25 protein-coding genes are annotated in these 25,556 nt (G+C 37.8%); 22 read left to right on the forward strand and 3 right to left on the reverse strand.

Annotation, left to right across the window (positions count from 1 at the left end; all coding sequences use genetic code 11):
- Positions 1-15: 15 nt before the first annotated feature.
- From rlmD to HMPREF0850_RS08750, 22 genes are all read left to right on the forward strand, one after another.
- Positions 16-1,383, forward strand: a complete 1,368-nt coding sequence (gene rlmD, locus HMPREF0850_RS08655) for a 23S rRNA (uracil(1939)-C(5))-methyltransferase RlmD (RefSeq protein WP_000914617.1) — start codon at positions 16-18, stop codon at positions 1,381-1,383.
- A 128-nt stretch (positions 1,384-1,511) separates the two neighbouring features.
- Positions 1,512-1,748, forward strand: a complete 237-nt coding sequence (locus tag HMPREF0850_RS08660; RefSeq protein WP_004243681.1) for a hypothetical protein — start codon at positions 1,512-1,514, stop codon at positions 1,746-1,748.
- Positions 1,749-1,798: 50 nt separating this feature from the next.
- Positions 1,799-3,508, forward strand: a complete 1,710-nt coding sequence (locus HMPREF0850_RS08665) for an AAA family ATPase (protein WP_000806867.1) — start codon at positions 1,799-1,801, stop codon at positions 3,506-3,508.
- A gap of 2 nt (positions 3,509-3,510) precedes the next feature.
- Positions 3,511-4,947, forward strand: a complete 1,437-nt coding sequence (locus HMPREF0850_RS08670) for a 5-methylcytosine restriction system specificity protein McrC (RefSeq protein ID WP_001140991.1) — start codon at positions 3,511-3,513, stop codon at positions 4,945-4,947.
- A gap of 318 nt (positions 4,948-5,265) precedes the next feature.
- On the forward strand, positions 5,266-5,892 hold the full coding sequence (locus HMPREF0850_RS08675) for an SAP domain-containing protein (RefSeq protein WP_000573117.1): 627 nt from the start codon (positions 5,266-5,268) through the stop codon (positions 5,890-5,892).
- Positions 5,893-6,055: 163 nt separating this feature from the next.
- Positions 6,056-6,937: a diacylglycerol/lipid kinase family protein gene (locus HMPREF0850_RS08680; RefSeq protein ID WP_000710085.1), complete on the forward strand. Its 882-nt coding sequence runs from the start codon at positions 6,056-6,058 to the stop codon at positions 6,935-6,937.
- 63 nt (positions 6,938-7,000) lie between these two features.
- On the forward strand, positions 7,001-7,492 hold the full coding sequence (locus HMPREF0850_RS08685) for a hypothetical protein (protein WP_001086586.1): 492 nt from the start codon (positions 7,001-7,003) through the stop codon (positions 7,490-7,492).
- Between the two features lie 175 nt (positions 7,493-7,667).
- Positions 7,668-9,407, forward strand: a complete 1,740-nt coding sequence (locus tag HMPREF0850_RS08690) for a glycoside hydrolase family 13 protein (RefSeq protein WP_000423943.1) — start codon at positions 7,668-7,670, stop codon at positions 9,405-9,407.
- A 156-nt stretch (positions 9,408-9,563) separates the two neighbouring features.
- A complete protein-coding gene (locus HMPREF0850_RS08695; RefSeq protein ID WP_000831839.1) occupies positions 9,564-10,439 on the forward strand; it encodes a DUF4300 family protein in 876 nt (291 codons plus the stop codon).
- Between the two features lie 21 nt (positions 10,440-10,460).
- Positions 10,461-10,637 carry a hypothetical protein gene (locus HMPREF0850_RS13035; RefSeq protein WP_000451081.1) on the forward strand — a complete coding sequence of 59 codons (177 nt, stop codon included), beginning with the start codon at positions 10,461-10,463 and terminating at the stop codon, positions 10,635-10,637.
- A 132-nt stretch (positions 10,638-10,769) separates the two neighbouring features.
- Complete coding sequence (locus tag HMPREF0850_RS13140; RefSeq protein WP_332248995.1) at positions 10,770-11,360, forward strand: P-loop NTPase fold protein; 591 nt, start codon at positions 10,770-10,772, stop codon at positions 11,358-11,360.
- 145 nt (positions 11,361-11,505) lie between these two features.
- The gene (locus HMPREF0850_RS13145; RefSeq protein ID WP_001117083.1) at positions 11,506-12,561 is read left to right on the forward strand and encodes a hypothetical protein; all 1,056 of its coding nucleotides are present in this window, start codon (positions 11,506-11,508) and stop codon (positions 12,559-12,561) included.
- A 144-nt stretch (positions 12,562-12,705) separates the two neighbouring features.
- Entirely contained in the window at positions 12,706-13,017 is a 312-nt protein-coding gene (locus tag HMPREF0850_RS08705) for a hypothetical protein (RefSeq protein WP_000420548.1), read from the forward strand.
- 547 nt (positions 13,018-13,564) lie between these two features.
- Positions 13,565-15,025, forward strand: coding sequence for an aminotransferase class I/II-fold pyridoxal phosphate-dependent enzyme (locus tag HMPREF0850_RS08710; protein WP_009013982.1), 1,461 nt, complete (start codon positions 13,565-13,567; stop codon positions 15,023-15,025).
- Positions 15,026-15,886 (forward strand): polyamine aminopropyltransferase, encoded by an 861-nt coding sequence (gene speE / locus HMPREF0850_RS08715; RefSeq protein WP_000366717.1) that lies wholly within the window; start codon positions 15,026-15,028, stop codon positions 15,884-15,886. It abuts the gene before it with no gap.
- Positions 15,883-17,142, forward strand: coding sequence for a saccharopine dehydrogenase family protein (locus HMPREF0850_RS08720; protein WP_000088750.1), 1,260 nt, complete (start codon positions 15,883-15,885; stop codon positions 17,140-17,142). Before speE ends, HMPREF0850_RS08720 begins: the two co-directional genes overlap by 4 nt.
- Positions 17,142-18,269 (forward strand): carboxynorspermidine decarboxylase, encoded by a 1,128-nt coding sequence (gene nspC / locus HMPREF0850_RS08725; protein WP_000764354.1) that lies wholly within the window; start codon positions 17,142-17,144, stop codon positions 18,267-18,269. The genes HMPREF0850_RS08720 and nspC overlap by 1 nt, the downstream gene beginning before the upstream one ends.
- Positions 18,266-19,351: an agmatine deiminase gene (aguA, locus tag HMPREF0850_RS08730; protein ID WP_000969481.1), complete on the forward strand. Its 1,086-nt coding sequence runs from the start codon at positions 18,266-18,268 to the stop codon at positions 19,349-19,351. Before nspC ends, aguA begins: the two co-directional genes overlap by 4 nt.
- A 9-nt stretch (positions 19,352-19,360) precedes the next feature.
- Positions 19,361-20,236, forward strand: coding sequence for an N-carbamoylputrescine amidase (gene aguB / locus HMPREF0850_RS08735; protein WP_001246750.1), 876 nt, complete (start codon positions 19,361-19,363; stop codon positions 20,234-20,236).
- A gap of 144 nt (positions 20,237-20,380) precedes the next feature.
- On the forward strand, positions 20,381-21,118 hold the full coding sequence (locus HMPREF0850_RS08740) for a TraX family protein (protein WP_000759203.1): 738 nt from the start codon (positions 20,381-20,383) through the stop codon (positions 21,116-21,118).
- A gap of 106 nt (positions 21,119-21,224) precedes the next feature.
- Positions 21,225-21,926, forward strand: a complete 702-nt coding sequence (locus HMPREF0850_RS08745; protein WP_000146579.1) for a response regulator transcription factor — start codon at positions 21,225-21,227, stop codon at positions 21,924-21,926.
- Positions 21,923-22,801 carry a sensor histidine kinase gene (locus tag HMPREF0850_RS08750; RefSeq protein ID WP_000639369.1) on the forward strand — a complete coding sequence of 293 codons (879 nt, stop codon included), beginning with the start codon at positions 21,923-21,925 and terminating at the stop codon, positions 22,799-22,801. The genes HMPREF0850_RS08745 and HMPREF0850_RS08750 overlap by 4 nt, the downstream gene beginning before the upstream one ends.
- A 38-nt stretch (positions 22,802-22,839) precedes the next feature.
- Here HMPREF0850_RS08750 and HMPREF0850_RS08755 read toward each other — a convergent pair whose 3' ends face one another.
- From HMPREF0850_RS08755 to HMPREF0850_RS08765, 3 genes are all read right to left on the reverse strand, one after another.
- Complete coding sequence (locus HMPREF0850_RS08755) at positions 22,840-23,592, reverse strand: ABC transporter permease (protein ID WP_000581973.1); 753 nt, start codon at positions 23,590-23,592, stop codon at positions 22,840-22,842.
- A 10-nt stretch (positions 23,593-23,602) separates the two neighbouring features.
- A complete protein-coding gene (locus HMPREF0850_RS08760; RefSeq protein WP_000859681.1) occupies positions 23,603-24,511 on the reverse strand; it encodes an ATP-binding cassette domain-containing protein in 909 nt (302 codons plus the stop codon).
- Between the two features lie 141 nt (positions 24,512-24,652).
- Entirely contained in the window at positions 24,653-25,462 is an 810-nt protein-coding gene (locus HMPREF0850_RS08765) for a Cof-type HAD-IIB family hydrolase (protein ID WP_000593591.1), read from the reverse strand.
- Positions 25,463-25,556 lie beyond the last annotated feature (94 nt).

Consider the following 25,556-nt stretch of genomic DNA (forward strand, 5'->3'; position numbering starts at 1 on the left):
TAGAAAGTGAAAAATATGTTAAAGAAAAATGATATTGTTAAAGTTGAAATTGTTGATTTGACCCATGAAGGGGCTGGAGTCGCCAGGATAGAAGGTTTGGTTTTCTTTGTAGAGAATGCTCTACCAACTGAGAAAATCCTCATGCGTGTCCTTAAGGTCAATAAAAAGATTGGCTACGGGAAAGTTGAAGAATACCTTACATATTCTCCGCATCGTAACCAAGACCTTGACCTAGCTTATCTACGTTCAGGTATCGCTGATTTGGGGCATCTTGCATATCCAGAGCAGCTCAAGTTTAAAACCAAGCAAGTCAAAAACAGTCTCTACAAGATTGCTGGCATTACCGATGTAGAAGTTGCTGAAACGCTTGGTATGGAAAATCCTGTCAAGTATCGAAATAAGGCTCAGGTGCCTGTTCGTCGAGTGAATGGTGTCTTGGAAACTGGCTTTTTCCGTAAGAATTCGCATGACCTTATGCCCCTTGAAGATTTCTTTATCCAAGATCCTGTCATTGACCAAGTCGTAGTAGCTCTTCGAAATTTGCTCCGTCGCTATGATTTGAAACCATATGACGAAAAGGAACAGTCTGGCTTGATAAGGAATCTTGTGGTGCGTCGTGGTCACTTTTCAGGACAAATCATGGTCATTTTGGTGACAACTCGTCCCAAAGTTTTTCGTATTGAACAGTTGATCGAGCAACTAATCAAGCAGTTTCCAGAGATTGTGTCTGTCATGCAAAATATCAACGACCAGAATACCAATGCGATTTTTGGTAAGGAATGGAAGACTCTTTATGGTCAAGACTATATTACGGATCAGATGTTGGGCAATGATTTCCAAATCGCTGGCCCAGCCTTTTACCAGGTCAATACTCAAATGGCAGAGAAACTCTATCAAACGGCCATTGACTTTGCGGAGTTAAGAGAAGATGATGTGGTGATCGATGCCTATTCGGGGATTGGGACGATTGGCCTATCTGTTGCGAAACATGTTAAGGAAGTCTACGGTGTTGAAGTGATTCCAGAAGCGGTTGAGAATAGCAAAAAGAATGCTGCATTAAACAATATTACAAATGCTCACTATGTCTGTGACACAGCTGAAAATGCAATGAAGAATTGGCTCAAGGAAGGTATTCAACCAACCGTTATCTTGGTCGACCCACCACGCAAGGGCTTGACCGAGAGCTTTATCAAAGCAAGCAGTCAAACAGGAGCTGACCGCATCGCTTATATTTCATGTAATGTTGCAACTATGGCGCGTGATATCAAACTCTATCAAGAGTTAGGATATGAATTGAAGAAAGTCCAGCCGGTTGATTTATTTCCACAAACGCACCATGTCGAGGCAGTAGTTTTGATGTCAAAAGCGAACCCGGGCAAGTGAATAAACCGCTGAATATATCAGGTCTTATCGTGAATAATCGTTAAATGATATAGATGCTGCCACAAAGCCTTATTTTAGCCGTTTTATCGTCACTGTAAGAACTGGTTAATAACTGGGAGTTGATTCTATTGGATGGTCCAATTGCATGTGATGCTCCAACAGTAACAGAATCAGAACTTCAGGAAGCAACCTTGAAAGTAATCAATCAGTTGGTACACTGTTCTGATTCAGTTCTTCAAACACTGACAAAAAATATAGAAAGGGTGCTTGCAGAAGATAGTTCAGAGGGAATGGAGCGCATCAATATGCTTATGAAGGAGAAACAAAAAGAACTGTTTATCTTAGCACGCGCAAAGAAGGATTAGGGAGCACTGGCAGATGAGATTGACATTCTAAGGAAAGGAAATAGAATTTTATGAAACAAGAAATATTTAAAGAATTATATGATAAATTTGATGGTCAATTTCAAATAGGGAATTATCAAAAGAATTTAACTTACTGGAAAAAATATGTTGATGAGCTCGGAGATATCGAAGAATTTCCTATAGATAAATGGATCAAACAAGATGAAAATGATAAAACATATCTGCCTAGCTATTTGGAACATCAAGAAAAACTATTCGGACATGCTAGACCAGGGCTATCTTCAAATGGTTATATGATTTATAAGCATTCAAAAGGTCAATTTTACGATGGTTATCAGAAAAAGGACAAGTTTTTTGATGATATTAGTAAGATAGAAAATGATTATAACTCAAATATATCTAAGTTAATAATGAAGCTGATACATGCGGTTTCTCTTGAAGAAATATATGAGATTGAAAAGAGCGATGAATATCAAAAGTTTTCTGGGAAACAGCTACTTAGAAAAATCTCAGTATTAATGTCAATGCTAGAAACCACAAACTATAAATATGAGTTAACATGGATTTATAGAGATGAAAGCCTATATAGTATTGCAGAAATTCTTGATGTTGATACAAATGAATGCGAGACAAAGCTTCAGCTAAATAACCATATATATTCTCGAGCGAAGATATGGGCTGAAATTGGAGAGTCATCAGATTTATTGGCTCATATAAAGCTGACCGAATTTTTATGGTTCCTCACAGACACCTCATATAATGTGAAAGAACTTTCTGATATTAATGTAAACAACATAATATTTCATGGTGCTCCAGGTACAGGGAAGACGTATAGCGTATCAAATGGAATTGAAAAGCTTCAGTCAATAAACAGTACATTATATAAAGATGCTTTATTTACTCAGTTTCATCCATCGTATACGTACCAAGATTTTATAGAAGGAATTAAACCGGTAGGTATTGTTGGAGGAAGTTTAGATCTAAAGGTAATTAACGGTACTTTTAAAGACTTTTGTATTAGAGTAAAAAAAGAAAATGAAAAGTATTATTCGGAGCATTATGAGGAGCATAAAACAGATGCTGAAAAAAGCATAACTTTCGAAAACTGGCCACAATATTTTTATGTTGTTGATGAAATAAATCGAGGCAATCTGTCTAATATCTTCGGAGAAACATTTACTTTACTTGAAAATAGAGATTATGATTTTTCTGGAGAATATACAAAGCCATCTTCTAATTTAGTTTCTACCGCTTTATCAAGAGTGATAGAAACAGTCGATAATAATGATGAGCTTATTTATAAAAAAATTAATGATAGAGCGTTCTTTGGAATTCCGTTTAATATTCATTTTGTTGGAATAATGAATGATGTTGATAGAAGTATTGATCCGTTTGATCTCGCGTTAAGAAGAAGATTTAAATGGGTTCCTATGTTCTGCAATTATGAAATCATCGAAGATTTATTGATTGAGAAAGGATTTAATGAAGAGACTGTTTCTGATTATATCGAGTCGTGCAAAAAGTTAAATGACTATATATGTAACAAAGGACTGGGATTAGGCAGAAGTTATGAGATAGGGCATGCATTTTTCTTAAAAATATTAAATGTATCAAATCAGAAAAGGATAACAAAAACTGCTAAGAATATCGTTTTTGAAAATTTCATTCTTGGTACGCTACAGGAATACATACGACAAGTAGCAGATGAAAGTGAAGTAAATGATTATGTGAAGAAAGCTCAAAATGAGTTTGGTATTTAACTATGGCAAAAGTTGAAAAGATAGTGACCAAAGTAAATACGGAATTAATTGGGAGTTTTAAATATGCTCACGATACTGTTGTAGGGCTGTCATTAGTAAAAGGAGCAAAAAGTGATGAGGATAGAGAACGTTTAGTTAATAATGCTTGTAAAAAGATTGCAATAAAAGAAATGACGTCAGAAGTGTTTGATAAAGAAAATGGATTAAAATTAATTTCATTTTCTGAGTATCATGCACATAAACGCGATATCGATAAAGAAGAAAAGCCACAGTTAATTTATCGTATAAATCAAAATGGTGATGACTTCGCAATAATGGCGGGTCTGTATACTGGTATTGTTAATGTTGGAAAAGATAAATTAGAAATCAAAACCCAATGCTCTGATTTGTTTTTTCGAAGAATAATAAATTTTTGTTGTGGGATTTATGTCGATATCGATACATCCGAAACAAGTAGTGACAGCAGTGGAGTATATTCTCTTATTGTTCAATATTTATTTTTAGTCTCTCTTCGAAAAGTTGCAGGAACGAATCTCCCTAAAAAATATGTGTATAAAAAGGACAGAGATTATAGCATCCGAGGGAATATTGATATTGAACGTTATATAACTAATGACTTAGTATCATCAGACAAAAAAATTAGTTTCAGATATCCTGAAAGAGAAAATGCACAAAATATTATCGATATTTTATATTGTGCTATTAAAGAGTGTAGTGTTGAACAAGCTGTGCTACCTGATATTTTGAGTGTAAGAAATTATTTGGCTGAAAGTTTTTCTGGACGAAGACCATCAAAGTATACTGTTAATAATATTTTAAAAGATAAGATTCTGAAAAATAGTTTATACGCAAATTACAAGAAGCCACTTCAATACGCTCAGTACATATTAAATCTGAGAGAGCTTAATGATGGTAATACAAACAAATCTAATAGCGTAAGTGGGTATTTAGTAGATGCCTCATTCTTGTGGGAGATGTATATATATAATTTGATGAAAATTCATCTTCATGATTGGGAAGTCGATGCACAAGAAGAATTGCATTTTTATGAGCAAACATTTTATGCGAAAGATAATTATCCGGATTTTGTATTACGTCATAGATTGACTGGAGAAATTGTAGTATTAGATGCCAAATTTAAAAACATGGAATTTAATGGACGTGATGTTGACAATGCAGACATCAGACAACTTCATGGATATTCTTATTATTATCATTTGCAATATGGAGATAAGTTCAGAGGGGCAGGTTTGATTTACCCAGCGAAGGAACGTATCCCTCAAAATAAAGTAAATGTAGATTTTATGTATGGAATCGATGGCTTAGTTCAAAAGTTTGGTGTATTTACTATTAAAGATCCCTCAGGTGATGAAACAATAATTGGAAATGAAGAATATTTCATTGAAGAATTAAAATTATTTATAGGTGATGAATCATGAGTGGTAATCCAAAAGCATGAAGTTACCGCCGAAACTGAGAGAAGAGCCATTACGCTAGTTCATTACAAACTTAATGTAGATAATTGAATCTTAAATTAGAAAGAGGGAATGATGAGGAAAGAGATTGTGTAATTGGGTTAGTTCAAAATGAAGAATATCATAATCGTAAAATAGAAGAATAAATAAAAGGTAGAACTTCCTCTGAATTCATAACTATGTAGCTCTATTCATAGACGAAAAAACTTAAATATACTTTTGGAAATTCAAACTCCATTATTTTGAGATGAAAACCTAAATTGGTTTTAAGGAGGTATTATATTGATAGAGAGCCGACCTGAGTTTGATAAAATCGCATCGTTTGATGAGTTTAATAAATACTATTGGTACCGGGATGAACTTTCACAGATATGCAAGTCATTAGGACTTGAATATAGAGGTACAAAACAAGAACTCAATGACATTATTGAGCAGTACTTTAAGGGGAATTTGATTAAAAAATCATCAATAAAAAGGAAAAAGAAACGAGTAGAAGTCCTTACCTTAAATACGCCCTTGCTTGAATGTGGATTCTCCTTTAATGCACACTTTAGAGAATATTTCTCAACTTTAACAGATGTTTCGCCATTTAAATTTACTGCTGATATGGCTACAGCTTGGAGAAAAGTAAAAAGAGAAAATGATTTGAGTTTTACAATCCAAGATATGCTAAAAGTTTATTATGGAAATTCAGATTATGCCAAGTATGATCATTCGGTTTGTCAATGGAACCAATTTTTAAAGGATTTCTGTGCAGACGAAAATAGTCGAAATTACTCGAATAAACTAAAAGTAGCTTCTATTCTTTGGAAAGAAGTTAGAAATTCAAGTAATGAAAAAATTTATTCAAAGAATCTTTTGACTGAATATGCTGCTAAAATAAAAGAATATGGCGAGGTAGTTCAATAGAAGTGACTTGATTTTGATAATCTGAATTTTAAACTAGCTATTATACATTAATGCCCAGTACGTCAAAGTTCTTTTTTCTGAGTTTTCATTATATAATAGCATTATATGTAATGATAAATGTAGCTACGCTAATATTTCTATTTAAAATTCAAGGAGAAAATCAATGAAAAAAGCAATGTTAATTATCAACCCTACCTCTGGTGGGGAAAAGGCTTTGGATTATAAGGACAAGCTGGAGAATAAAGCCAAAGATTATTTTGAGCATGTGGAAACCAAAATTACCGAAAAAGCACTGGATGCGACACACTTTGCTGAAGAAGCTTCTCGTGAGCAGTACGATGCAGTGGTTGTGTTTGGTGGAGACGGGACTGTCAATGAAGTCATTTCGGGTATTGCTGAGAGAGACTACATTCCTAAGTTAGGGATTATTCCAGGCGGTACGGGTAACCTCATTACGAAACTTTTGGAAATCAATCAAGACATCGATGGTGCAATTGATGAACTCGATTTTAACTTAACCAATAAGATTGATATCGGTAAAGCAAATGATAACTATTTTGGTTATATCTTTAGTATCGGTTCTCTGCCTGAGGCGATTCACAATGTTGAAATCGAAGACAAGACAAAATTCGGTATTTTAGCCTATGCTGTAAATACCATGAAGTCTGTGATGACGGATCAGGTCTTTAATATTAATGTCGAGACAGAAAATGGAAATTATGTAGGTGAAGCTAGTCATGTTTTGGTTCTCTTGACAAATTACTTCGCTGATAAGAAAATCTTTGAAGAAGACAAAGATGGCTATGCCAATATTTTGATTCTAAAAGATGCTTCTATATTCTCAAAATTATCCGTCATTCCTGATTTACTAAAAGGGGATGTTGTCGGCAATGCTAATATTGAGTATATCAGAGCGCGTAATATTAAGATCTCTTCAGATAGTGAATTGGAGTCAGATGTTGACGGCGATAAATCGGATAACCTACCTGTAGAAATCAAAGTCCTAGCTCAGCGAGTAGAAGTATTTTCAAAACCGAAAGAGTAGAAGATAAAAATTAGTTTATTTTTCACAACGAAATCAAGTTCTATATCAACGATTGGAGGAGGAATGAATTCTCTATTTGATGAATTTCGAACAATTTGTTCTCATTTAAACCGAGTCGGAATCACACCGACGCTCATGGGGTCTTTGGGGTTTGAATACCGTTCAAATGAAGAATGGGGGCCGTCTGACATTGACATTCATGTGCCTGGTGACCCTAGAGGTTGGGAAGCGCCTGATCATCTCAGAATTTATGAGTGGGACAAGATAATGAAAGTGATGAAACACTTAGGCTATGCCTTAATAGATATTCATGAGCATGAATTCCAAAAGGATGGTCTGAGTGTTGAATTCGGAAGTATCGATTCTTTACCTGATTTTGCAGGAGTTTCGGAATCTGATACTGAGCTGATTCATCTCGATGACATCACTTTTCGTGTTCCAAATCTAGAACAGTATTTAAGTATTTACAAGGCTTCTTCCCAAGACTCCTATCGAAATGATCACAATAACAATAAGGATTTTAAAAAAATTGAGTGGCTGGAAAGACATTTGTAAATTATCATATGAAAAGTAGTAAGTTGTATGACTGGCTGCTTTTTTATTTATAGAAACAAACCACTTGAAACTACGGACAAGCCTTGCAAATAAAATACGAAAGTAGTATACTAGAATCACAATTATGAAAACGTTTGCATCATAAATGCAACCAAGTAAATCAGGAGACAGAACAATGGAATTAACAGCCATTTACCACAGACCAGAGTCAGAGTATGCATATCTTTATAAAGACAAGATAATGCACATTCGCATTCGAACGAAAAAGGGAGATATTGAAAGCATCAACTTACATTATGGAGATCCTTTTATTTTTATAGAGGACCATTATGAAGCAAGCAAGGCGATGGTCAAAGTGACTTCCGATGCCTTATTTGATTACTGGCAATCGGAAGTTACGGTTGGCTATGCCCGACTCCAGTATCTCTTTGAACTTAAAGATAAGCAAGGTCAGAGTATTTTGTTTGGCGATAAGGGATGTGTTGAAAACACACTAGAAAATCTTCATTACGAAGGAAACGGCTTTAAAATTCCTTATATCCATGAGATTGATGCCTGCCATGTTCCTGACTGGGTATCAAATACAGTTTGGTATCAGATTTTCCCAGAACGCTTTGCTAATGGCAATCCTGAGATTTCTCCAGAATGGGCGCTAGCTTGGGATTCGTCTATCAAACCTAAAAGTAAGGATTTCTTTGGTGGGGATTTACAGGGGATTATTGACCATCTGGATTACTTGCAAGACTTAGGTATTACAGGTCTTTATCTCTGTCCGATTTTTGAATCCCCAAGCAATCACAAGTACAATACGACGGATTATTTCGAAATTGACCGTCATTTTGGAGACAAGAAAACCTTCCGTAAACTGGTGGAGGCGGCCCATCGGCGAGGCATGAAAATCATGCTGGACGCTGTTTTCAACCATATCGGAGACCAAGCTCCACAGTGGCAGGATGTTCTCAAACATGGTGAAGATTCTATTTATAAAGACTGGTTCCATATTCAAGACTTTCCAGTCGTTAAAGAAAATCTTGTTAATAAAAGAGAACTATCCTACCACACCTTTGCCTTTGAGAGCTATATGCCTAAGCTCAATACGGCAAATCCTCAAGTGAGAGACTATTTGTTGAGCGTTGCGACCTACTGGATTGAAGAGTTTGATATCGATGCTTGGCGCCTAGATGTTGCGAATGAAGTCGACCACCAATTTTGGCGAGATTTCCGTAAGGCTGTCTTGGCTAAAAAGCCCGACCTTTATATTCTTGGAGAGGTCTGGCACACCTCCCAGCCTTGGTTAAATGGCGATGAATTCCACGCAGTTATGAACTATCCTCTGTCTGATAGTATCAAGGATTATTTCTTGCGAGGGGTTAAGAAACCTCATCAATTTATTGATGAGATCAATAGCCAATCTATGTACTATAGACAGCAGATTTCGGAAGTGATGTTCAATCTCTTGGATTCGCATGATACGGAGCGTATTTTGGCTACTGCCAAGGGAGATAGCCAACTTGTTAAGTCTGCCCTAGCCTGCCTCTTTTTACAAAGAGGAACACCGTGTTTCTACTATGGAACCGAGTTAGAGTTAGACGGAGGGCCAGACCCAGATTGTCGTCGTGCTATGCCTTGGGAACGTGTTTCCGAAAGCAATGAGATGCTTAATTTCATGAAGAAATTGATTCAGCTTCGTAAGGATGCTTCATCAATCATTCAGCATGGGAAATACAGTCTCAAAGAAATCAAGCCTGATGTAGTGTCCTTGGAATGGAATTATGATGGACAAAAGGTTCGAGCTATTTTTAACCAATCAGCAGAAAATTATCTTGTAGATAGTGATTCTGTAGTACTAGCAAGTCATTGCCAAGAATTGGAACAGCAACTGGTGATATTGCCTAAAGGTTTTATAATCCGATAAAAATCGTACTCAAAAAGACTGTTATGAATAGGTGATTCGTGCAGTCTTTTTTTGACTTATGTAGTATAATATAGCTAAGTCAACGATTACTAGCTGCATGATTAATGAATACTGTTTAAAATGAAAAAGAGACTTGTACTCTAGAAGGAGAATTGCATGAAACGAACGAGAAAAGTAGTAGCCTTTGGAATGTGCTTGCCCTTATTATTTGGATTGGCTGCTTGTCACCAAAATAATACGAGCACTGAAGCTACAAATCAAGCACAGACCAGTTCAGATAAAGTTCCTTGGATGGCTTCATATACCAATCTGAACAATCAGGTCAGTATCGAAGAGGTCAAATCTCTCTTATCAGCTCATTTGGATACAAATAGTGTTGATGCATTTTTCAATCTTGTCACAGACTATAATGCGACTGTCGGCTCCACTGGCTTAAGTGGTGATTTTGCTTCCTTTACAAAGACAGAATACGATGTAGAGAAAATCAGCAATCTTTGGAATCAAAAAAAGGGTGACTTTGTCGGGACCAACTGCCGTATCAATAGCTATGCGTTATTAAAAAATTCAGTCACGATCCCAAAACTTGAAAAGAATGACCAGCTACTTTTTGTGGATAACGATGCTATCGATAAGGGAAAAGTATTTGACGCGAAAGATAAGGAAGAGTTTGATATTCTATTTTCTAGGGTGGAGACGGAAGCGACAACGGATGTAAAAGTTCACGCGCAGAAGATGGAGAAATTCTTCTCCCAGTTTCAATTCAATGACAAAGCTCGAATGTTGTCTGTTGTATTGCATGACAATTTGGATGGAGAGTTTCTTTTTATTGGGCACGTAGGTGTTTTAGTGCCAGCTGAGGAGGGTTTCTTATTTGTAGAGAAACTGACTTTTGAAGAGCCCTATCAAGCTATTAAGTTTGCCAGCAAGGAAGATTGTTACAAGTATCTATCCACTAAATATGCGGATTACACAGGTGATGGACTAGCTAAGCCTTTCATTATGGACAATGAAAAGTGGATTGAAGGATATTAAGCTAGGCAAGGGAGAAGTAGTATGGAGACAGTAGTAGCACTTTTAGTTGTCATTCTTATCGGATTCTGGGCTGTAAACATTCTCAAGCCTCGTAAGGCAAATAAAAAAGAAAGATTTTTAGGCTATATGCAGCGCTATGACATAGATGGTGAGGGTTATCAGTCAGAAGTCTGGGAAGTGACAGAAGATGAGGAATAGCATCTTTTGTGACATATCTACAACAACAATTGCTTTTTAAAACCGTAATATTAAATGCTACTAACATAATATAAATTGAGTGTCATTCTTAATTTAGTATACTCTAGATGAAACATTTTGAAAGGAAATTATATGTACAATTCATTTTCTGATATTCCAACTGTAAAAGACGAATTTATGATTGACAAATACATTCTTGGGTTATCAAATTTTATTACTGGATGCGAAACTCCTTTAACACTAGCTATTCAAGGCGATTGGGGAACCGGAAAAACCAGCATCATGTATCAAGTTGAAGAAAAACTTAAAGAAAAATCGTCAAGTAATTCAAAAAGAAAAATTAAAACAATATTTTTTAATACTTGGCAATATTCACAATTTGATATGGATAAGGATTTAGCAGTCACGTTAATTACAGATTTAATTGATGAATTAGAAGTAACTGATGTAGATAAAAGAGAGAACTTTAAAAAATCTTTGGCAGTTATTACAAAAAGTATGGAATATCTAAAACTAGATTTTGGTCTCTTAAACATTGAAAAAATTAATAATCAACTTCTAAAATTAATAAGCAATGAGGAAAAAGCTAATAATTTAAAAAATCTGAAACAAAATCTACAAAGTATCATTGATGACTTTGTTAAAGAAAATAATTATGAAAAGATAGTAATTTTCATTGATGACCTTGACAGATTGGTTCCAAAAAAGCGATTGAATTCCTAGAAATTTTAAAACTTTTCTTAGATTGCAGAAATTGTGTCTTTGTTTTAGCTATTGATTATAATGTTGTTTTAAGAGGAACAAAAAGTAAGTATGGTGATGATTTGGACAACGAAAAAGGAAAAGCTTTTTTGAGAAAATAATTCAAGTGCCTTTTACTGTACCTGTTGCAAATTATCATATGGAGAACTTTGTTAAAGTCTCTTTGAAAAAAATTAATTTTTATTTTAATGATGACGTTACACAGAATGTAACTCAATTAATTAGAGACTCAATCGGAAATAATCCTCGCAGTGTTAACAGATTATTCAATTCTGTTAGCCTTTTAATGCATATTATAAATTCAAATAATGAGTTAGAAAATGATGACAAATTACTAATCATAGCTACAGTATGTTTTCAATTACGATTTGATGAAGCTTATGACTATTTATTGACTTCATATAACAATAGTCCAGAAGATTCTGAAGAAACCAAATATTTTCTCATTGATTTACTTGAAAATTCATTTGAAATATCTGACGATGCTGATTATAATTCTCTTGTGTCTCGCTATGGTATCTTTAGTTTTAAAAATCAAAAAGAGTTAGAATCTTTCAGAAAATTTTTTAATACTTTAAAATTATTGCTTAAATATAATGTTGATAAATTAGAAGTTGAAGAGTTCGAAAATTTGATGAAAAGAATGAGCTTTTCAAATACAATTTCAACCGGAAACTTCGATATAGATATAAATAAAACCTCAACTCAAAATCATTCACCGAATGAAGATGTTCAATTCGTTATTCGCAAATTATTTAATACACTGGTTAATACAAATCATTTCGACCTTTCGAAACCAGAGTATTTTGGAAAAGAGAAGAAGGAAGAACGCGAAAAGCCAATTTCATTAGATTTTATAAAGATAGCTAATGAATATAATATAGTTCGATTAACACAAGGAAAAGGACAAGGATTAAATATTTACTCTCAAAATAATAAATCGAACTCAATTTATATATCAGGTGATACTTATGGAAATATAAATAATGATGGTATACAAATCTATGTTAATAAGAAACTAGTAGGAAAGATTAATAGAAACACCTATAAACATTTTAAAGCTAAAACGTTACGACAGAATCTCCAAAAATATGACGAATTTGAAAAAACTTTTTTAAGTGATTTTTCAAGTCTCTTAGAGGATGCAAAAAAATATTTTTAACTTTTTTAGTGCTTTTTGATTTCACTAGTTGACTAAGCAATGCAATCTCATCATTGCGCATATTTTACAAAGTTTATTCTTTGTAGTTTCTCTAATATTGGTATATAATTTAATATAGAGTGATTTCTAGATAGGAGAGGGATAATGGAATTAAAAGATTTTACTGAAAAAGAACAGGACATGATAAAGCAGGGACTGACAACATCTGAAATTAGCGATAAGGAAACCGCTGCGAAAATCCTTGCCCTAGTGCCTCAGGAATGGATCAAACGCATTCCCTTTTTCGTGCGAAAACACGCAACAACTCGGACAATAAAGCGAATTTCTATTGAATATCCAGAGCTCTACGCAGTTGCCAAGAGAAGTGGTGAGATTCCTGAGAAGGAACGAGAAGAATTGCGCCAAATCATTACAGATATTTTTCAAGAAAAAATGAATAAGCATAGAATAAAATAATGTTGAAAGGAACTACAAGAATTAGTTCCTTTTATAACCGTTTTCAATTATATGAAATGTAACTTATTGACGATATTTTGGCTATTTACGAACAAAGATTTAAAAAATCTTTAAAAAACACTTTACAAGTTCTTGTAAACATGATATAGTTATAAGGCTTAGAAAATGAGATGATGTTTTCTAGCAAATATAAACCCGAGTAAAAAATGCCTACGGACAGGCAGGGTTGAATGCCGAAGCGTGGTTGAAAAGCCACATTATTGATAGGGTTAAAAGCCTACTTTTATAAGTTGATGTTAGGACGCTTGTCCTAATTCATAAATTTTAGTGTGGTGAAAGCACACGTCATCTTGTGAAACGATCAATAAAGTACGTAATATTTGCTACTAGAGAGTTAGGAAACATCAGGAACAGACATACTCAACAGAAACCAAAATAAACACGTCAGAAGATTGCAGAGCAGGTGAAAACCTGCTCTTTTTTCATAAGTCAAGCTTTGGTCGCCTTCATTTTTTTAGGCGCTAAAAATACGGTAAAGGAGTATGTCTTGAAAAAGTTAGATCAAAATCAGGCCCCTATTTATGAAGGTCTGATTAAGCTAAGAAAGAAACGGATTGTTCCCTTTGATGTACCAGGTCACAAACGCGGACGGGGAAATCCAGAACTTGTTGAATTGTTGGGAGAAAAATGTGTTGGCATTGATGTCAATTCTATGAAACCCTTGGATAATCTAGGCCATCCCATTTCGATTATTCGGGATTCAGAGGAACTAGCAGCTGATACTTTTGGAGCAGCGCATGCCTTTCTCATGATTGGTGGAACAACATCATCTGTTCAAACCATGATTCTTTCCACCTGCAAGGCAGGAGATAAGATTATTCTGCCACGTAATGTCCACAAATCTGCTATCAATGCGCTGGTTCTATGTGGTGCCATTCCCATCTATATCGAGATGAGTGTAGATCCTAAAATCGGCATCGCTTTAGGTCTTGAAAATGACCGTGTTGCACAGGCCATCAAGGAACATCCGGATGCTAAAGCTATCCTAATCAACAATCCTACCTACTATGGGATTTGTTCAGACCTTAAAGGTTTGACGGAAATGGCTCATGAAGCTGGCATGCTTGTTTTAGTAGATGAAGCTCATGGAGCGCATTTGCATTTTACAGACAAATTGCCACTATCTGCTATGGACGCTGGCGCTGATATGGCGGCGGTCTCTATGCATAAGTCTGGTGGGAGTTTGACCCAGAGCTCCATCCTTCTTATCGGGGAGCGTATGAATCCTGAGTACGTTCGTCAGATTATCAACCTGACCCAGTCTACATCTGCCTCTTACCTACTTATGGCAAGTCTTGATATTTCACGTCGTAATCTAGCTCTTCGTGGTAAAGAGTCTTTTGAGAAGGTTATTGAACTATCCGAGTATGCTCGTCGTGAAATCAATGCTATCGGTGGTTACTATGCCTACTCAAAAGAGTTAATAGACGGTGTGTCGGTCTGTGATTTTGACGTGACCAAGCTGTCAGTTTACACTCAGGGGATTGGTCTGACAGGTATCGAGGTTTATGACCTCTTGCGAGATGAATATGATATTCAGATCGAGTTTGGCGATATTGGCAATATCTTGGCTTATATTTCCATCGGTGATCGCATCCAAGACATTGAGCGTCTGGTCGGTGCTTTGGCGGATATCAAGAGACTTTATTCAAGAGATGGAAAAGACTTGATTGCTGGAGAATATATCCAACCAGAGTTAGTGCTATCTCCTCAGGATGCCTTTTATTCAGAGAGAAGAAGTTTAACCTTGGATGATTCTGTTGGACAAGTCTGTGGGGAATTTGTCATGTGCTATCCTCCAGGCATCCCAATCCTAGCACCAGGTGAACGCATTACACGAGACATTGTGGATTATATTCAATTTGCCAAAGAACGTGGTTGCTCCCTCCAAGGGACGGAAGATCCAGAAGTCAATCACATCAACGTTATTGATAGAAAGGAGAACTAGATGGATTTGTGGTTTTCTGAAGTTCATACTCCAGATGTGAAATTATCTTTGAGAACAGCTAAGCAACTCTACGCTGGAAAAAGTGAATGGCAGGATATAGAAGTATTAGATACTCCCGCTTTTGGGAAAATATTAATCTTAAATGGCCATGTCTTGTTTTCAGATGCAGATGATTTTGTCTACAATGAAATGACCGTCCACGTACCGATGGCTGTCCATCCCAATCCAAAGAAAGTCTTGGTTATAGGGGGTGGCGACGGCGGAGTTGCCCAAGTATTAACACTCTATCCCGAACTGGAGCAAATCGATATCGTGGAACCAGATGAAATGCTTGTTGAGGTTTGTCGTGAGTATTTCCCAGACTTTGCTGCAGGGCTAGATGACCCTCGTGTTACGATTTATTATCAAAATGGACTGAGATTTTTGAGAAACTGTGAGGATGATTACGATATCATTATCAACGATGCGACGGATCCATTTGGACATACGGAAGGGCTCTTTACCAAGGAATTTTATGGAAACAGTTACAGAGCTCTCAAAGAAGACGGTATCATGATTTATCAGCATGGTAGTCCTTTCTTTGACGAAGATGAGTCAGCTTGCCGAAGCATGCACCGTAAGGTCAATCAAGCCTTTCCAATCAGCCGGGTTTATCAGGCCCATATTCCGACCAGTCCAGCGGGCTATTGGTTGTTTGGATTTGCGTCGAAAAAATACCACCCTGTCAAAGATTTTGACAAGGAAGGCTGGAAAAAACGCCAGCTTTTCACGGAATACTATACTGCAAACTTGCACGTTGGATCCTTTATGTTGCCCAAGTATGTTGAGGACATTTTAGAAGAAGAGGAAGGAAAAAAATGAGTCGTTTACTAGTTATTGGATGTGGGGGCGTTGCTCAAGTTGCTATTTCAAAGATTTGCCAAGATAGCGAAACTTTTAAAGAAATTATGATTGCCAGCCGTACCAAGTCGAAATGTGATGACTTAAAGGCTAAATTAGAAGGAAAAACAAGTACTAAGATTGAAACGGCTGCTCTTGATGCTGATAAGGTAGAAGAAGTGATTGCTTTGATTGAAAGCTACAAACCAGAAGCCGTTTTGAACGTAGCTCTGCCATACCAAGACTTAACTATCATGGATGCTTGTTTGGCGACAGGTGTCCACTATATAGATACTGCCAACTATGAGGCTGAGGATACAGAAGACCCTGAATGGCGTGCTATTTATGAGAAACGTTGTAAGGAACTTGGATTTACAGCCTACTTTGACTACTCATGGCAGTGGGCTTATCAGGAGAAATTCAAAGAAGCTGGCCTAACTGCTCTGCTTGGATCTGGTTTTGACCCCGGTGTGACTAGTGTCTTTTCAGCCTATGCTCTCAAACACTATTTTGATGAAATCCACTATATCGACATTTTAGACTGTAATGGTGGAGATCACGGTTATCCATTTGCGACAAACTTTAACCCAGAAATCAATCTCCGCGAGGTTTCTGCGCCAGGTTCTTACTGGGAAGATGGAAAATGGGTAGAAGTTGAAGCTATGTCTATCAAACGTGAGTATGATTTCCCACAAGTTGGACAAAAAGATATGTATCTCCTTCACCACGAAGAAATTGAATCATTGGCGAAAAACATTCCAGGTGTTAAACGGATTCGTTTCTTTATGACTTTTGGTCAATCTTATCTAACGCACATGAAATGCTTGGAAAATGTCGGACTCCTTCGTACGGATGCTATTAACTTTAATGGACAAGACATCGTGCCGATTCAATTCTTAAAAGCCTTGCTTCCTGATCCTGCCAGCCTTGGCCCACATACAGTTGGAAAAACCAATATCGGCTGTATCTTTACAGGTGTCAAAGACGGCGTTGAAAAGACTATCTACATCTACAATGTTTGCGACCATCAGGAATGTTACGCAGAAGTTGGTTCACAAGCAATTTCTTACACGACAGGAGTTCCAGCCATGATTGGGACAAAATTGGTTATGAACGGTACTTGGAAACAACCTGGAGTTTACAACCTTGAAGAATTGGATCCAGATCCATTCATGGAAGCTTTGAACAAATACGGTTTGCCATGGGTTGTGGTAGAAAACCCACAAATGGTGGACTAATGAAGTTAGAACAGGTACCCACACCAGCTTATGTGATTGACTTGGCAAAGTTAGAAGCCAACTGTCGTATTTTGCAATATGTACAAGAAGAGGCCGGTTGCAAGGTTTTACTTGCTCAGAAGGCTTATTCACTCTACAAAACCTATCCCTTGATCAGCCAGTATCTCTCTGGTACGACGGCTAGTGGTCTCTATGAGGCTAAGCTCGCTAGAGAAGAGTTCCCAGGGGAAGTCCATGTCTTTGCGCCAGCTTTCAAGGATGCGGACTTGGAGGAATTGCTTGAGATAACAGACCATATCGTTTTTAACTCTGAGAGACAATTGCGTAAACATGGGGCTCGTTGTCGAGCGGCTGGTATCAGTGTTGGTTTGCGCCTCAATCCTCGGTGTTCAACTCAAGGAGATCACGCGCTCTACGATCCTTGTGCACCTGGCTCCCGTTTTGGAGTTACCCTAGACAAGATACCGAGTGATTTGCTGGACTTGGTGGATGGCCTTCATTTTCATACCCTTTGTGAGCAAGGGGCAGATGATTTAGAGACAACCTTGAAAGCAGTAGAAGAGCAGTTTGGTCCTTATTTACATGAGGTAAAATGGCTCAATATGGGTGGAGGACACCACATCACAAGAGAAGATTATGATGTGGATTTGCTGATTTCTGAGATTAAAAGAATTCGAGAAACTTACAATCTTGAAGTCTATATCGAGCCGGGTGAAGCTATTGCGCTCAATGCGGGTTATCTAGCAACTAAAGTATTGGATATTGTCGAAAACAGTATGGAAATCCTGGTTTTAGATGCCTCCGCGACCTGCCATATGCCAGATGTACTTGAAATGCCCTATCGTCCACCTTTGAGAAATGGATTTGAGGCGCAGGAAAAAATCCATACCTACAGACTTTCTTCCAATACCTGTCTGACGGGCGATGTGATTGGTGATTATAGTTTTGAAAATCCAGTCCAAATCGGTGATAGACTTTACTTTGAAGACATGGCAATCTATTCCTTTGTCAAAAATAATACCTTTAATGGTATTGGCCTCCCAAGTCTCTATCTCATGGACGAGCGAGGTGACTGTAGTCTAGTCAAAGCCTTCGGTTATCAAGACTTTAAAGGGAGATTATCATGATGGACAGTCCAAAGAAATTAGGCTATCGTATGCCAGCAGAGTACGAACCACATCATGGAACCCTCATGATCTGGCCGACTCGACCAGGTTCATGGCCCTTCCAAGGAAAGGCGGCCAAAAGAGCATTTAGCCAAATTATAAAGACCATAGCAGAAGGGGAAACTGTTTATCTTTTGGTGGAGCAGGACTATCTATCTGAAGCCCAATCCTATCTTGGAGACAAGGTTGTTTATCTAGACATTCCTACTAATGATGCCTGGGCGCGTGATACGGGTCCGACTATTCTCGTCAATGATAAAAGAGAAAAGTTGGCAGTAGACTGGTCTTTCAATGCTTGGGGTGGGGCTGTAGATGGTCTCTACCAAGATTATGAAGATGATGACCAAGTAGCCAGTCGGTTTGCTGAGGTCTTGGAAATGCCTGTCTATGATGCCAAACCTTTTGTACTGGAAGGCGGCGCGATCCATAGTGATGGTCAAGGAACCATTCTTGTGACTGAAAGTTGTCTTCTAAGTCCTGGACGCAATCCCCACCTGTCTAAAGAGCAAATTGAAAACACCTTATTAGAGAGCCTTGGCGCTGAAAAAGTTATCTGGCTGCCTTATGGTATTTATCAGGACGAAACCAATGAACACGTTGACAATGTTGCCGCTTTCGTTGGTCCTGCGGAACTTGTCTTAGCTTGGACAGATGATCAAAACGATCCCCAGTATGCCATGTCTGCAGCTGATTTAGCTCTTTTAGAGAAAGAGATGGATGCAAAAGGTCGTCCCTTCACTATTCATAAATTGCCTATCCCAGCTATTCGTCAGGTTGTCACTAAAGAAGATTTACCAGGCTATACCTATGAAGAAGGGGAAGAGGAGCGTTATGAGGGCGAGCGTCTTGCGGCTTCCTATGTCAATTTCTATATTGCCAACAAGGCTGTCCTTGTTCCCCAATTTCAAGATAAAAACGACCAAGTGGCCCTAGATATCCTCAGCAACTATTTCCCAGATCGTAAAGTTGTCGGAATCCCAGCTAGAGATATTCTTTTAGGTGGTGGCAATATCCACTGTATCACCCAACAAATCCCTGAATAGGAGAAAAAGATGAGAAATGTAAGAGTTGCAGCAATCCAGATGCAATGTACCAAGGATGTGGCAACAAATATCCAAACAGCGGAGCGTTTAGTACGTCAAGCTGCAGACAAAGGCGCACAAATCATTCTCTTACCAGAGTTATTTGAACGTCCTTATTTCTGTCAGGAACGCCAGTATGACTACTACCAGTATGCCCAGTCAGTGACAGAAAATACAGCCATTCAGCATTTTAAGGTGATTGCTAAAGAACTACAGGTTGTTCTGCCGATTAGTTTCTATGAAAAAGATGGTAATGTCTTGTATAACTCTATTGCCGTTATTGATGCAGATGGGGAAGTGCTGGGCGTCTATCGGAAGACCCACATACCAGATGATCATTACTATCAAGAAAAGTTTTATTTCACGCCTGGTAACATTGGTTTCAAGGTCTGGGATACGCGCTACGCTAAGATTGGCATCGGCATCTGTTGGGATCAATGGTTCCCTGAAACAGCCCGTTGTCTTGCGTTAAATGGTGCTGAATTGCTCTTTTATCCAACAGCTATTGGTTCAGAACCAATCTTGGATACAGATAGCTGTGGTCATTGGCAACGTACCATGCAGGGGCACGCAGCAGCCAATATTGTCCCGGTCATTGCAGCTAATCGCTACGGTTTGGAGGAAGTCACTCCTAGTGAAGAAAATGGTGGACAGAGTTCCAGTCTTGACTTTTACGGTTCGTCCTTTATGACGGATGAAACAGGAGCTATTCTAGAGCGAGCTGAAAGACAAGGAGAAGCTGTTCTGTTAGCAACTTATGACCTTGATAAGGGAGCAAGTGAACGCCTCAACTGGGGACTGTTTCGAGATAGAAGACCAGAAATGTACCAACGGATTACCGACTAGAAGATAAATTTCATAATAAATTTTTGATATTCACGCCTGTCTTACAAAAATGTAAGATAGGCTTTTTAAATGTAAGATGGGTGTACGATTATACGTAAAAATGTATGCTATACTCTATGTAGATCAAAAAGAAAGAGGTTTATTATGAAAAAATGGAATGCGACGCAGTTGAAGTATCTGATGGCGGCAGTAATGGTTCTAGACCATATTCCGCATATTACCGGAATCGTTTCTCCTTTGTGGGAAGGTATCTTTCACGCCTTGACCCGTTGTGTGGGAGTTTGGTTTGCCTATATGGCTATGGAAGGCTTTATTCATACTCTAAATCTGAAAGACTATCTCATCCGTCTCTGGAGTGGGGCGCTTATCATGTTTTCTGGAAATAGCCTACTCAATGCCTTATTTGCATCTAAAGGAGTAATGGTCAATAACAACATTTTCCTGACTTTGGCCATTGGTGTCACCATGCTTTGGATTGGTTTTCCCAGAAAAGAGCTGGATAAAAAAGAGAAGTTGTGGCGTCGGATTGGGGTTGCTGTTCTCTTGATTTTCGGTTGTCTTTTTACTGAGGGTGGTATCACCATGCTACCATTTCTCTTGATTAGTTACTCTTGCCGAAATCGTAAGGGATTGCGAAATCTCCTCTATACTCTCCTTTGGGCCTTCCTATTAGTGACTTCCATCCATACCTATGATACTTGGTACCAAACCTTGGAAATGATGCTTTACAATTCTGACTGGCTCTTTATCACCGTCTTTCCTTTTCTGGCCTTGTATAATGGACAGCGAGGTAAGGAAACCAGTTGGAATAAATATTTCTTTTATATTTTTTACCCAGCTCATTTATGGATCATAACTTTGATTGCTTATTTGGTTAAGTAGATTCAATATTCATTAGCTCCTTCTTGCTTAAAATGTGAGAGGAGCTTTTCTGTATCTGGAATTCCTAGCAAAACATGTTATAATAGTTTTAGAAAGGACGAGGTTTATGGCGAGCATACTTGTAATTGAAGATAATAATGAAATCCAGGAAATCTTGAGAACTCTTCTTACAGAGGAACACGAGGTGATTCAAGCATTTTCTGGCACAGAAGGTATAATGCAATTTGAGAAAGGTGGCATTGATCTCGTTTTGCTAGATATCATGCTCCCTGGGAAAAATGGCGACCAAGTCTTGCAAGCTATTCGACAAACTAGTCAGACTCCGGTCATCATGCTTACTGCTTTAGGTGATAAAAAGCTCATCAGCCAATATCTCCTAGATGGTGCCAATGATTACATAGTGAAGCCTTTTGATTTGGACGAAGTCTCTGCCAGAGTTACTGTGCAATTGCGCCAAAGTGGTGAACATCAGTCAGGAGAGCGAAGAGAAATTGATAACTTCGTACAAAACTTTAAAAATATCCAGTTCGATGCGGATAGTTTTGAAATAAGTAGCGCAACTGAAACCATTCGTCTCGCAAAGAAAGAGTGCCAGATTCTTCAAATGTTGCTCCATCATCCTAAAAAAATCTTCACAAAAGAAGAACTCTATGAATTGATTTGGGAAGAAAGTTACCTGCCTGGAGACAATACGCTCAACACTCATTTAAGCAATCTCCGTAAGAAACTACATCAACTGGATCCAAATCACGAGTACATCGAAACCATTTGGGGAGTTGGTGTCCGATTAAAAGGAGATAAACAATGATTTACATTTTGATATCTTTGTTGCTCCTTATCAACATCATTCTAGCGATTTCTTTGATTCGCTATCATATAGCAATTAGAGATTTAAGCAGACAAATCGAAGAAAAGATTCGCTCTGGTAGCATGAAGAGGATTGGGGTAAATTTCTTTTCAAAGACCATTTTGCGTCTACATAACCAAATTGAGAATCTATTTCAAGAAGTGGAGCAAAATCAGCTAATCATGAAGCGTGAAAAACGCACCCTAGATATGGCAATCAGTAACATTGCTCATGATATTCGTACACCTTTGACAATCGCTTCAGGATACACTCAGCAACTAATAAAACACCCCGATAATAGTTCAGAAACCTTAAATAAAATAGCCCATCATCAGGATTTGGTTTCCAAACGTTTGGAAGCTCTCCTCGAATACCGTCATTTGATGGAAGGAGCAGTCAAACCGAAACTGGAAGAGCTTGATTTATCAACTTTTATAACGAAAAAGACTTTAGCCTATTACGATGTTTTTCAAACTTCACATATTGTTCTGGATTTTAATGTTGAACCAGGATTGAAAACGATGACTGATGAGGACTTGCTTGATCGAATTATACAAAACCTTCTTGGAAATGTTCTCAAGCACGGCAAGGAGAAGGCTCGACTTTCCTTGAAAAAGGAAGAAAAGGGGCTTGTTTTGGAAATTGATAATCTAGTCAAAAAGCCTATCAAGAATATAGATAATCTCAGCAATCGTTTTTATTCTGAAAATATGTCGGATACAGAAGAATCCTCTGGTTTAGGTCTCTATATTACTGAGGAATTAGTTCATCTTCTTGGAGCGGATATGAAGCTAGCCACTGATGGAGAATGGTTTTCGGTATTTATCTATTTTTAACAGAAGAAACCTCCTCTATATCCTAGAGGAGGTCCTTTTTATAAGCTTTTCTTCTTGAAAACAGTCAGTCCACTGAGAGAGAAGAAAAGTATGATAGCGATGCAAACCGTTATGGTATAGAGAACTGATTGACTATCAGCAGTCATGGCATAGGCAAAATTTAAGCTCAGATATCGTAAAATTTCGATATTTGGAAAGATAAGCATCGGCATAGAAAGGATGATAGAGGTAACTAGATAGCCGATAAATACGGCAAGATAGGAGTGAGTCACATAGAGAATAAAGGAAATAATCGAAAGCCAAGCGAGGAGGCAGAGAAATTGGAGGGAAATCGTTAAGAGAAGGTTTGTAATAAAACCATCAGGCATCGTACCAAGTCCGTTTAGTAGAGTTGAGGGAACAAAAGCAATCACAAGGCTGGCGATGAGTTGCAAGAGAGCGATACTTGCTAGTACAAAGGATTTAGCGAAGAAAAACTCTGTACGAGAAACGCCAACAGTCAAACTATTTTTATAGAGCTTGCCGATTAGATCAACTCCGAGAACGAGACATGCTAGAACAATGCAGAGAAAAACGAGGTTTGAACCATTGCTAGACGTGTTGATAAGAGCTTGAACGCCGTCCCAACCATGGGTTGGAGTCTCTGGTGGTGCTGTCTGAACTGACATTAGATGTCCTGTAGCGCCAATAGTAGCACCCAGTAACATAAGTACAAAGAGAATGAATTCGGTAATCCAGAATCCTTTGGAGCGGAAAAGACGGTAAAAATCTGCTTGAATGGTATGTATCATGATTTTTCTCCTATTCTACCAATTGTGTGAAGTATTCTTCTAGGTTTTGACGGGCAAAGTATATCTCATCAATAGCAACATCGGCCAAAGTTAGTTGCTTGAGAATCTGTTTGACATCTTGTTCATTACCAAAGATATGGATTTCATTTTCAGGATTGACAACCTTAAACTGGAGCTGGATTTGTTCTTTCAATACCTGACAAGCTCTTTCTTTATCGCTTGTTTTAAGTACAATATAATCCTCACTCAGTGTTTCAAACTCAGCTTTACTGATTTCACGGATAATCTTACCTTGGTCCAAAATTCCAAAGCGATTAGCTAGGAGATAGAGTTCTGATAATATATGACTAGAGATGAGAATGGTTATTCCTTTCTCCTGATTGAGTCGCTGGATCATGAGGCGAAATTCTTTGATTCCAATTGGGTCGAGGCCATTAATGGGTTCATCAAGAATCAGGAAATCAGGTTTGGATAGGAGGGCAATGGCGATGCCAAGTCGTTGTTTCATTCCTAGTGAGAAATCACGAAAGACTTTTTTTCCTGTATCTGATAACCCAACATAGTCCAAGGTCTCATGAATTACCTTATCAGCATTTGGAATATGACGTATCATACAATAATATTTCAGATTTTGATAAGCCGTTAAGTGATTATGAGCTACAGGTGATTCAATAACAGAACCCACTCGAGATAAAGCCTTTGTCCACTCATTTTCTTCTTGGCTAGAAAAGAGGGAAACTGTACCTTTGTCCGCAAACAATAATTGCGTAATGATTTTAATAAGAGTAGTTTTACCTGCTCCATTTTTTCCAATTAGACCATAAATATCTCCCTCTTTTATGGTTAGACTAAGATCTTGAAGAATAGCTTGTTGTCCGAATTGTTTGGTCAGTCCATGAATTTCGAGTACTGTTTTCATGATTTTCTCCTTTTGATTTGTTTTACTAACTTTAGTATAAGGTATAGAAATCAAAGAAACATCAAGTAATTCTAAAGAGTTTCTAAAGTTTTGTAATTCTTAAAAGAAACAAAACCCAGTTGACATGACTGGGCTTTTTTACTATAAAATATACTTCTCAATCGCACGCGCAACGCCTTCTTCTTCATTGCTGGCTGTGACGTCATTAGCAAGGGATTTGACATGGTCGCTGGCATTTCCCATAGCAATGCCAAGTCCTGCAAACTGAAGCATTTCGATATCGTTATTGGCATCGCCCATGGCCATAATCTCTGAGGGCTCAATCTTCAAAATCGCAGCTAGTCGAGAAAGAGCAGTAGCCTTAGTAGTCCCAAGAGGCATGGCTTCATAAATGACAGGCTGCGAACGAACTCCACTGAATCGTTGGCAGAGTTCCTCAGCGAACCGTTGTTCAAAATCGTCTGTTTGCTCTTTGGTGCCTAAAAACATACCCTGAAACATACGGTACTTACCACTGGTGGCTTCCTCAAGGGAGATTTCAGTCAGGTCTGAAAAGACTAGCTTGGCATCATTTTGAACAATTTCATTTGGCTTGCCACCGAGGACAAAATAATGTTTCTCATCAAAAAGAGTTAACTGGACGTCGCTTTTTTCTGCTAAGTCATAGAGGTATTCAATGTCAGCTGGACTGAGTTCTTGCCAGTCAACTAGACCCCAGTCACTGGTCTGGTGGGTTGAACAACCATTATTGACAATGACGTACTCGTTCTGGAGGTCAAGTCCTAGTTTTTTATAGTAGGGGAGGACACCGAAAAGCGGGCGACCCGTACAGAGAACCAGTTTGACACCTTTTTCAATGGCTTGGTGAATGGCAGTGATGTGAGCTTGTGGGATTTCCTTGGCTTCATTGAGGAGAGTTCCGTCCATATCCAAGGCAAGTAGTTTAATCATAAGACTTCCTTTTCTAGCTGTTTTGCTTTTATTATAGCATATAGACTATAAAATGTCTGACAGAATTGTAACATTCGACTTTCCTTTTCTTGAA

The organism is Streptococcus sp. M143, from assembly GCF_000162495.1.
Taxonomy (GTDB): Bacteria; Bacillota; Bacilli; order Lactobacillales; family Streptococcaceae; genus Streptococcus; species Streptococcus dentisani.

Excerpts from the sequence above, each read along its gene's own strand:
- rlmD (WP_000914617.1), top strand. The coding sequence starts at position 16 with ATGTTAAAGAAAAATGATATTGTTAAAGTTGAAATTGTTGATTTGACC.
- HMPREF0850_RS08665 (WP_000806867.1), top strand. The coding sequence starts at position 1,799 with ATGAAACAAGAAATATTTAAAGAATTATATGATAAATTTGATGGTCAA.
- HMPREF0850_RS08670 (WP_001140991.1), top strand. The coding sequence starts at position 3,511 with ATGGCAAAAGTTGAAAAGATAGTGACCAAAGTAAATACGGAATTAATT.
- HMPREF0850_RS08680 (WP_000710085.1), top strand. The coding sequence starts at position 6,056 with ATGAAAAAAGCAATGTTAATTATCAACCCTACCTCTGGTGGGGAAAAG.
- HMPREF0850_RS08685 (WP_001086586.1), top strand. The coding sequence starts at position 7,001 with ATGAATTCTCTATTTGATGAATTTCGAACAATTTGTTCTCATTTAAAC.
- HMPREF0850_RS08690 (WP_000423943.1), top strand. The coding sequence starts at position 7,668 with ATGGAATTAACAGCCATTTACCACAGACCAGAGTCAGAGTATGCATAT.
- HMPREF0850_RS08695 (WP_000831839.1), top strand. The coding sequence starts at position 9,564 with ATGAAACGAACGAGAAAAGTAGTAGCCTTTGGAATGTGCTTGCCCTTA.
- HMPREF0850_RS13035 (WP_000451081.1), top strand. The coding sequence starts at position 10,461 with ATGGAGACAGTAGTAGCACTTTTAGTTGTCATTCTTATCGGATTCTGG.
- HMPREF0850_RS13140 (WP_332248995.1), top strand. The coding sequence starts at position 10,770 with ATGTACAATTCATTTTCTGATATTCCAACTGTAAAAGACGAATTTATG.
- HMPREF0850_RS08705 (WP_000420548.1), top strand. The coding sequence starts at position 12,706 with ATGGAATTAAAAGATTTTACTGAAAAAGAACAGGACATGATAAAGCAG.
- speE (WP_000366717.1), top strand. The coding sequence starts at position 15,026 with ATGGATTTGTGGTTTTCTGAAGTTCATACTCCAGATGTGAAATTATCT.
- HMPREF0850_RS08720 (WP_000088750.1), top strand. The coding sequence starts at position 15,883 with ATGAGTCGTTTACTAGTTATTGGATGTGGGGGCGTTGCTCAAGTTGCT.
- nspC (WP_000764354.1), top strand. The coding sequence starts at position 17,142 with ATGAAGTTAGAACAGGTACCCACACCAGCTTATGTGATTGACTTGGCA.
- aguA (WP_000969481.1), top strand. The coding sequence starts at position 18,266 with ATGATGGACAGTCCAAAGAAATTAGGCTATCGTATGCCAGCAGAGTAC.
- aguB (WP_001246750.1), top strand. The coding sequence starts at position 19,361 with ATGAGAAATGTAAGAGTTGCAGCAATCCAGATGCAATGTACCAAGGAT.
- HMPREF0850_RS08740 (WP_000759203.1), top strand. The coding sequence starts at position 20,381 with ATGAAAAAATGGAATGCGACGCAGTTGAAGTATCTGATGGCGGCAGTA.
- HMPREF0850_RS08745 (WP_000146579.1), top strand. The coding sequence starts at position 21,225 with ATGGCGAGCATACTTGTAATTGAAGATAATAATGAAATCCAGGAAATC.
- HMPREF0850_RS08750 (WP_000639369.1), top strand. The coding sequence starts at position 21,923 with ATGATTTACATTTTGATATCTTTGTTGCTCCTTATCAACATCATTCTA.
- HMPREF0850_RS08755 (WP_000581973.1), bottom strand. The coding sequence starts at position 23,592 with ATGATACATACCATTCAAGCAGATTTTTACCGTCTTTTCCGCTCCAAA.
- HMPREF0850_RS08760 (WP_000859681.1), bottom strand. The coding sequence starts at position 24,511 with ATGAAAACAGTACTCGAAATTCATGGACTGACCAAACAATTCGGACAA.
- HMPREF0850_RS08765 (WP_000593591.1), bottom strand. The coding sequence starts at position 25,462 with ATGATTAAACTACTTGCCTTGGATATGGACGGAACTCTCCTCAATGAA.